Source organism: Leptolyngbya sp. FACHB-36, from assembly GCF_014695955.1.
Lineage (GTDB): Bacteria > Cyanobacteriota > Cyanobacteriia > Leptolyngbyales > Leptolyngbyaceae > FACHB-36.
On sequence record NZ_JACJPG010000548.1, the window covers coordinates 1 to 6734 of the forward strand.

A 6734-nucleotide genomic window follows, 5' to 3' on the forward strand; every position below is an offset into this window, starting at 1 on the left:
CCGATCAAATCTTCGTATGCCTTGCGCGATCCAGTGGTTTCCCGTCCGGTTTGTACAGTTTCTCCATTGCGGGCAGTTGCTGCAAATCGCATTTCCATATCGACCCAGGACTGCTCTAGCAAGGTACCGTCAGAGGTGGCAAGAATCACTTGCTGAGCACTGTCGCCGTACCGCACGGAAATCGTGGCAATTTGAGGGCTAACGCTGCGAAGAATCTCTCCGTAGTGCTGGCACAGCGCTTTCTTCTCAGCCAGGGAAATATGGCGCGGGTCGGTTCCAGTGAGTGGCAGCATGCAGCTATCCTGCACGGGAGACACGGGAGCGAGTAGCGTTTCGTCATCCCCAACTAGGTGCGCTGCCGCGATCGCCTCTTCAATTCGCTCAGTCAGCGTTGCCAATTGGTTAAAACTGGCAAATCCCCAGCCGCCTTTGTGGCAGGCGCGGACCTGTCCGCCGATCGAAAGTCCCTCGCTCAGGGTTTCGATTTTGTTACCGCGTAGCAGAATATCTGCACCTTCAGCCGCTTCTAGCCGAATTGCCAGATAGTCCACTTTGGAGCGATAGCGAGCAATGCAATCGGAGAGTAAATCTTTTGTATGAACGGGCAGCGTCGCCATAGCACCATTAATAAGGAGTACTGCCTTCATTCTGCAACCAAATGCAGCGGGTTGTAAAACACTAGGAAACGAGGAGCAGGTAGAGGCGCTCACTACCGTAAGAGCTTGTGTGAAAAGCTACCGGCGACCAATAGCTAACAACTACTTATTTGCTACTTAAACTGAACCATTGGCATCTGAATACTCTGGTGCGCTTCGCGGCGGATGTGCCCTGCCTGCACGGCATCATAGAGCTGGCGCAGCGCGACCAAGTCGCTGGATCGACAGCTTTTACTGTCTATAACTTGACGCAGCAACCCTTCAGATTCGACGCTAAGGTAGCCCGTTTCAAATGCCGATCGTACAAGAGCAGAGATCATTGAAGCACCAAGGTTTAACTCTATCCTCGTCCTCCTTACTATCCGTCATCCTGCACGGTAGCCAACTGATTCAGATCAGCGCTTTTTGTGATCTCTGTAGGTAATCTACGTGATCAATATCACACGAGACTTGCGGTTCTGAAAAAAACGAGGGTGCTTGCCTGTTAATGTCCTCAATTCTGCCTTTACTGAACTGAAAGAAATTTACAGCGATCGCCCGGAGATTTATGTGTAGTTCTGGAGAATATGGAGTATCAATAAGCAGGTAACTGCCGCCATTTACACCGTTACAGCCTGTTCCTAACTTCAACGTGGCGGAGCGGAAAATCAAATTTATGGTCTACTCCGACAGTCCCTATCATCCAGCGCTGGTGGAATTAGCGCGAGCGGGCAATTTACGCGCGATTGCTCACTGGCTGAATCAGATTTTGCTGCCGCATGGACTGCGAGCGCTAGTAGGCGCGGCTCGACCGGGCTGTCTAAAGATTTTGGTAGAAGTGCCGCCGTCGCAGAACCAGGATGAGCGATCGACTGGATGGCGAAATGCGGTGGTGCGTTTGGTGTGTCATCGCATCTGGAAGTTAAACTCGGCGTCGATCGAAGGCGTCCGAATTGCCGCTCGTTTGGCAGGTGAGCGATCGCTGCTGTGGGAGCAGTCAGTTAAAATTGCCTCGCCTGCCCGTCGCTACCGACGGCACCAGTCGCAGCAGCTTCGCACCCGAATTCGACAGACGGCGCGGCAGAAGGCGCGTCTTAAAACAGCGCGAACGCTGGTGATGAGCGGCTCTACGGTGGCGGCATTTGTTTGCGGTGGAGTGATTGCGTTTGTCAAAGCGCCCGTAGACGAGAGCAATGCGGTGCCCTCACCAAAATTGACCACTGCCACAAATCCTCCGCGTCCAAAAACAGTGCGAGCGGCGCTGGAGTCCGTAGAAGTGGTTAAGCATACCGAGGTGGCGAATCCCAATGATCCCACTGCAACCCTGATGTTTGCTGGGGATGTGACGCTGTCAGATTATTTTCCGGAGGCGATCGGCAGCGATACCGAGTGGGCGTTTGCGGCACTAGACGAGTACCGTCAGGCCGACCTCGCTATGGTGAACCTGGAGAATCCGCTCACCAAGGCTACGCTTCCCCTACCTGACAAGCAGTTCAACTTCAAAGCTGAGCCAGATTTTGCGGCAAAAATTCTTAAAGCTGGCGGCATTGACGTCGTGTCGCTGGCAAATAATCACGCGATGGATTATCAGGCGGCGGGGCTACAAGAAACGGTCGATACGCTCAATCGAGCTGGGATTGAGTTTGTGGGTGCAGGTCGCAATGTGCAAGCAGCGCGGCGTCCAGAAATTATTGACGTAAAGGGACAGCGGATTGCGTATTTAGGCTACTACGGAGCGGACTTCCACGCTGCCACCGACACCGATGCTGGCACGAACTATGCTGACGAAGCCCGCATTGCTCAAGATATTCAGGCGATTCGCAGCCAGGTGGATTGGATCGTTGTCAATTACCACTGGGGCGAAGAATTGGCAACTCATCCCGCCCAGTGGCAGATCGATCTAGCGCACTTCACGATCGACCAAGGAGCCGACATTGTTGTAGGGCACCATCCGCACGTCCTTCAAGGAGCTGAAATTTACAAAGGACGCCCGATCGCTTACTCGCTGGGTAACTTCATCTTCGGCGGCAACCCGCGCACCGACTACGATACTGCTGTACTCAAAGTCTCTGTGAAAGACAAGCAGATGAAAGCGGAGTTTCTGCCCGTCGAGGTGCGAAAGTATCAGCCACGCGTCATCAGCGGCGATCGTGGGAACAAAATCCTTCAGCACCTAGCTGATATCTCCAGTGGCTTTCAGCAGCCCCTGCGCTCACCTGCCATTCTGGAGGCGCGGTCACCCACACCACTGGTGCCATCTTCTCCTGTCGATCTGACGGTTCCCGTCACTCCGGCAGACAGCCCATCGCTGCCTAGCCCGTCTCCGACTCCTACCGATTCTGTTGTTCCCGCCACTCCCGCCGTGGAGGAACCTGCGGTGCAGTCTCCTTCCCCAACGCCCACCCCCAACTCTTTCACCGATTCCGATCTCAACACGCCTTTCAATTCCACTTCGCCGGGAACGTGGAGCACGCAGCCCAACGAGCCGACAACCCCCTCTCCTGCACCAGAGGCAGTCGCACCCACGAGCGAACCGTCGATCGCCCCTGGAGCGATCGACCCCACGTCGCCGGATGCTGCCGCCGATGAGTCAACGCTGACAGACCCAGCGCCAGCAGACTCAGAGACGACGGACTCAGAAACAACGGACTCGACTGACCCCCTTAATGCCACACCTTCTGTACAGTAAACTATGGCTGAAATCACCATTGAGCAGCAGCAGTACCGCACTTACGTCCTATCCGAAGCGCCAGATACTCGGTTAGAGGTTGTTCCTGAGCGCGGCGGCATCGTGACTCGCTGGCGCGTACGCGGGCAGGAGATTTTATATTTGGATGTCGATCGCTTCGCCAATCCGGCTCAGACAGTGCGCGGCGGCATCCCGATTCTGTTTCCAATCTGCGGCAACCTGCCCGACAATACCTACACGCATCAGGACAACTCGTACACGCTGAAGCAGCACGGCTTCGCCCGCGATTTGCCTTGGACCGTCGTTGACGGTCCGTCAGACAGTGTTGTTCTGGTTCTGGAAAGCGACGATCGCACTCGCGCGCTCTATCCATTTGAGTTCCAGCTCACCTTTACCTACACCCTCCAGGGCGACACCCTGATCACGCACCAGCGCATCAGCAATCGATCCAGTGAGCCGCTGCCGTATTCGATCGGCTTCCATCCCTACTTTGCCGTATCGGACAAAGCTCAATTGGAATTTGATCTTCCTGCCACCGAGTTCCAGGACCAGCGATCGCGCACGGCGCATCCGTATACTGGCACCTTTGATTTGGCACAGGATGAACTGGACCTCGCCTTTAATCAGCTTTCGCGCCACTCTGCCAGCGCGCTCGATCGCAGCCGAGGACTGCGCCTGACGATCGACTTCAGTCCAGAGTTCTCGACGCTGGTGTTCTGGACGGTGCAAGGCAAAGACTTTTACTGTCTGGAACCCTGGTCAGCTCCCCGAAATGCTCTGAATACGGGCGATCGCCTGTTGCACCTTGACCCCGGTGCCACGATAGAAACTCGCGTCAGCTACTCTGTATCGTTTGTTTAAAGGTTGCTTAAACCTTTGAGCAAGACAGCCTGAGGCAGGCAGCAATCGGTGTTTGATGGAATTAGAGCTGCTGTTGAATTATTGGAGCGAGGGATGAAGACGGTATACGGACTGCTGGGTGTGGTGGCGATCGTAACGGGGATTGTGAGTCCGCTCATGATTGCCTCACCCGCAAAGGCAAGTCTAGAGTTTTGCAATAAAAGCAACAAAGGCACAGTGTCGATCACCGTTGCGTATCCCGATGGGAAAGGAAATTGGACGACCGAAGGCTGGTTTAACCTGGAACCGGGCGAGTGCGACAACGCGATCGAAGGCGATTTGACCAATCGTTATTACTACTACTTTGCAGAAACCGAGAGCGACTATTCTTGGGAAGGCGATAACCAATTCTGCGTATCCGACAAAAAATTTACCTTCACGAACGCTGAGAAGCAGTGTAAGGGCAGCAACTCTCGCTGGGCAAACTTCCGCGAACTCGACACGGGCAAAGACACCACTAGCTACTCACTCGATTTACGCTAGTAGACAGACGATCGTTTCTCAGTCTGCGTCAACCGCGATCGCTCTATACTGAGTGTCAAGCCATTCTGCCGACGCAATGACTGTCCTAACGCCCCGCATCCAGTTCTTTGACGGCATTCCTGAAGCGCTAAGCGACGTCAGTCTGCGACGAAATCGTCAGTCCGGACTCCGCACGGTGCTGATGACGTTTACCGAGCTGAGGTCGATCGAGCGGTTTAACAGCTTTCGTAATCGCTTTTCTAGAGGCTTGAAGCTAATCGATACGGAAGGCGAAATCAGCGTCGAACCGTCGTCGGTCAAGTTCTTCTTTAGTGGTCCTGAAGGCGACGAGTTTGAGCGGATGGAATGTCGGTTTGAGATCGATCGCGACGATCACTGGGAGCGGTTTATGCGCTTTATGAACCGCTACGCTGAGGCGAATGGCATGGAGTATGGCGAATCATCCAGCGTTCAACCGTGAGAATTCAGAATTTAACCATCGAGGATTGGAATGAAAGTCGCAGTGACGGGTGCAACGGGATTTGTGGGAAGTCGGCTGGTACAGCGATTGCAGGCGGAGGGACATTCGGTCTTGGTTCTGGCTCGCGACTCCGCCCAAGCGGCACGGGTGTTTCCACGATCGGTGTTTCCGAATTTAGAAGTTGTTGCCTACACGCCGACTGAATCGGGTGATTGGCAAGCAGCACTGTCCGGCTGTGATGGCGTTGTGAATTTAGCCGGAGAGCCACTCTCGGAGCGTTGGACACCTGAGCGCAAGCAGAACATCCTTAACAGCCGCAAGTTGGGCACGCAAAAACTGGTAGAGGCGATCGCTCAAAGCAGCCCCAAACCTCAGGTGTTGGTTAGCGCCTCTGCGGTTGGCTACTACGGCACCAGCGAGACGGCGACCTTTGACGAAACCAGTGCGGCTGGCAATGATTTCCTCGCCGAAGTCTGTCAAGCATGGGAAACCGAAGCGCAGAGAGTGAAGGAATCCAGCGTGCGGCTAGCGATTCTGCGGATCGGCATTGTGCTCGGAATGGGTGGCGCGATCGCTCGGATGCTGCCGCCGTTTAAGCTGTTTGCGGGTGGACCGATCGGCAGCGGCAATCAGTGGTTCTCCTGGGTTCACCGCGAGGACTTGGTGAGCTTAATCGTGCAAGCCCTGATGCGCTCTGACTTAGAAGGCGTCTACAACGCTACTGCCCCAAACCCTGTTCGCATGACAGAGTTCAGCGCCACAATGGGGCAAGTACTGAACCGCCCGTCTTGGCTACCCGTTCCGGCGTTTGCGATCGAAGCGCTGCTGGGCGATGGGGCAAAAGTGGTGCTGGAAGGTCAACAAGTGCTGCCGAGGCGCACTCAAGCCGCCGGATTTGAGTATCAGTATCCGACGCTAAAACAGGCGCTGGGGCAAGTTCTCAGCGAGCAATAACTCGTCGCTGCGCTGTCTCCTAGCTCTCCTCCGGCGTTACCTGAATTTGTCCCTGGCAGAAAATCTGTTCGGGTGCGATCGTCAGTGTTTCTAGACAGACCTCCGAGCCAAGATCAAAAGCGAAACCGTCTAAGTCTTTCAGAGGCAGCCCCTGACGGGCGTTGGCATGGGGAAGCCACTGAGGGCGATCGAGTTTGAGCATTCGACCGGCTTCTAAGTGCAAGCCCGTGCGAATGACCACAGGGGTCAAACTGCCGCTTGCGGAGACAAGCGTTGCGATTAACGTCAGTTGTCCGTCGCGTAAGTTGACTTGGGGGTCTTGCAGGCGTAGATCTTCGACGCCGCTCTCGTCCTGTAAATCCGACTTCAGCAGCGTCAGTAGCACGTCTACCAGAGCGTTTCCCAGCAAGGGTGCTTTTAGAGAGCGGTTGAGGTCGGCTTCGCTGATTTGAACGCTGCCCGATACTGGAAACACGGTCAGGAGCCGCAGGGGTTTTCCGCGCACCACTTGCCCTAAGTTTGTGTGGATGCCTTCTGCCGTCAGGCTGATCTGACTCAGATGGAGTCCTCGATACACCGCGTTGTGCGCAGAGACGACGACGCGCTGAATTGT

8 protein-coding genes are annotated in these 6734 nt (G+C 55.0%); 5 read left to right on the forward strand and 3 right to left on the reverse strand.

Annotated elements, in window-relative coordinates:
* Together H6F43_RS15700 and H6F43_RS15705 are read right to left on the reverse strand one after the other, a co-directional pair.
* Positions 1–617, reverse strand: a 617-nt coding sequence (locus tag H6F43_RS15700) for a DNA gyrase modulator (RefSeq protein WP_347272420.1), incomplete at its 3' end; no start/stop codon positions are given.
* Between the two features lie 152 nt (positions 618–769).
* A complete protein-coding gene (locus tag H6F43_RS15705) occupies positions 770–976 on the reverse strand; it encodes a hypothetical protein (protein ID WP_190343664.1) in 207 nt (68 codons plus the stop codon).
* Between the two features lie 335 nt (positions 977–1311).
* Between H6F43_RS15705 and H6F43_RS15710 the strand changes: the two genes are divergently transcribed.
* The 5 genes from H6F43_RS15710 (at position 1312) to H6F43_RS15730 (ending at position 6121) form a co-directional block, all read left to right on the forward strand.
* Positions 1312–3324: a CapA family protein gene (locus tag H6F43_RS15710; protein ID WP_190343665.1), complete on the forward strand. Its 2013-nt coding sequence runs from the start codon at positions 1312–1314 to the stop codon at positions 3322–3324.
* A 3-nt stretch (positions 3325–3327) separates the two neighbouring features.
* Positions 3328–4185, forward strand: a complete 858-nt coding sequence (locus tag H6F43_RS15715) for an aldose epimerase (RefSeq protein ID WP_190343666.1) — start codon at positions 3328–3330, stop codon at positions 4183–4185.
* Between the two features lie 93 nt (positions 4186–4278).
* Positions 4279–4707 (forward strand): DUF1036 domain-containing protein, encoded by a 429-nt coding sequence (locus H6F43_RS15720; RefSeq protein ID WP_190343667.1) that lies wholly within the window; start codon positions 4279–4281, stop codon positions 4705–4707.
* Between the two features lie 76 nt (positions 4708–4783).
* Entirely contained in the window at positions 4784–5167 is a 384-nt protein-coding gene (gene psb28, locus H6F43_RS15725) for a photosystem II reaction center protein Psb28 (protein ID WP_190343668.1), read from the forward strand.
* A 30-nt stretch (positions 5168–5197) separates the two neighbouring features.
* A complete protein-coding gene (locus H6F43_RS15730; RefSeq protein WP_190343669.1) occupies positions 5198–6121 on the forward strand; it encodes a TIGR01777 family oxidoreductase in 924 nt (307 codons plus the stop codon).
* A gap of 19 nt (positions 6122–6140) precedes the next feature.
* Here H6F43_RS15730 and H6F43_RS15735 read toward each other — a convergent pair.
* The coding region (locus H6F43_RS15735) for a DUF2993 domain-containing protein (protein WP_190343670.1) at positions 6141–6734 on the reverse strand (594 nt) is incomplete at its 5' end.

Bases quoted from the DNA above. Each gene is read 5' to 3' on its own strand.
- H6F43_RS15705 (WP_190343664.1), bottom strand. From the start codon at position 976: ATGATCTCTGCTCTTGTACGATCGGCATTTGAAACGGGCTACCTTAGC.
- H6F43_RS15710 (WP_190343665.1), top strand. From the start codon at position 1,312: ATGGTCTACTCCGACAGTCCCTATCATCCAGCGCTGGTGGAATTAGCG.
- H6F43_RS15715 (WP_190343666.1), top strand. From the start codon at position 3,328: ATGGCTGAAATCACCATTGAGCAGCAGCAGTACCGCACTTACGTCCTA.
- H6F43_RS15720 (WP_190343667.1), top strand. From the start codon at position 4,279: ATGAAGACGGTATACGGACTGCTGGGTGTGGTGGCGATCGTAACGGGG.
- psb28 (WP_190343668.1), top strand. From the start codon at position 4,784: ATGACTGTCCTAACGCCCCGCATCCAGTTCTTTGACGGCATTCCTGAA.
- H6F43_RS15730 (WP_190343669.1), top strand. From the start codon at position 5,198: ATGAAAGTCGCAGTGACGGGTGCAACGGGATTTGTGGGAAGTCGGCTG.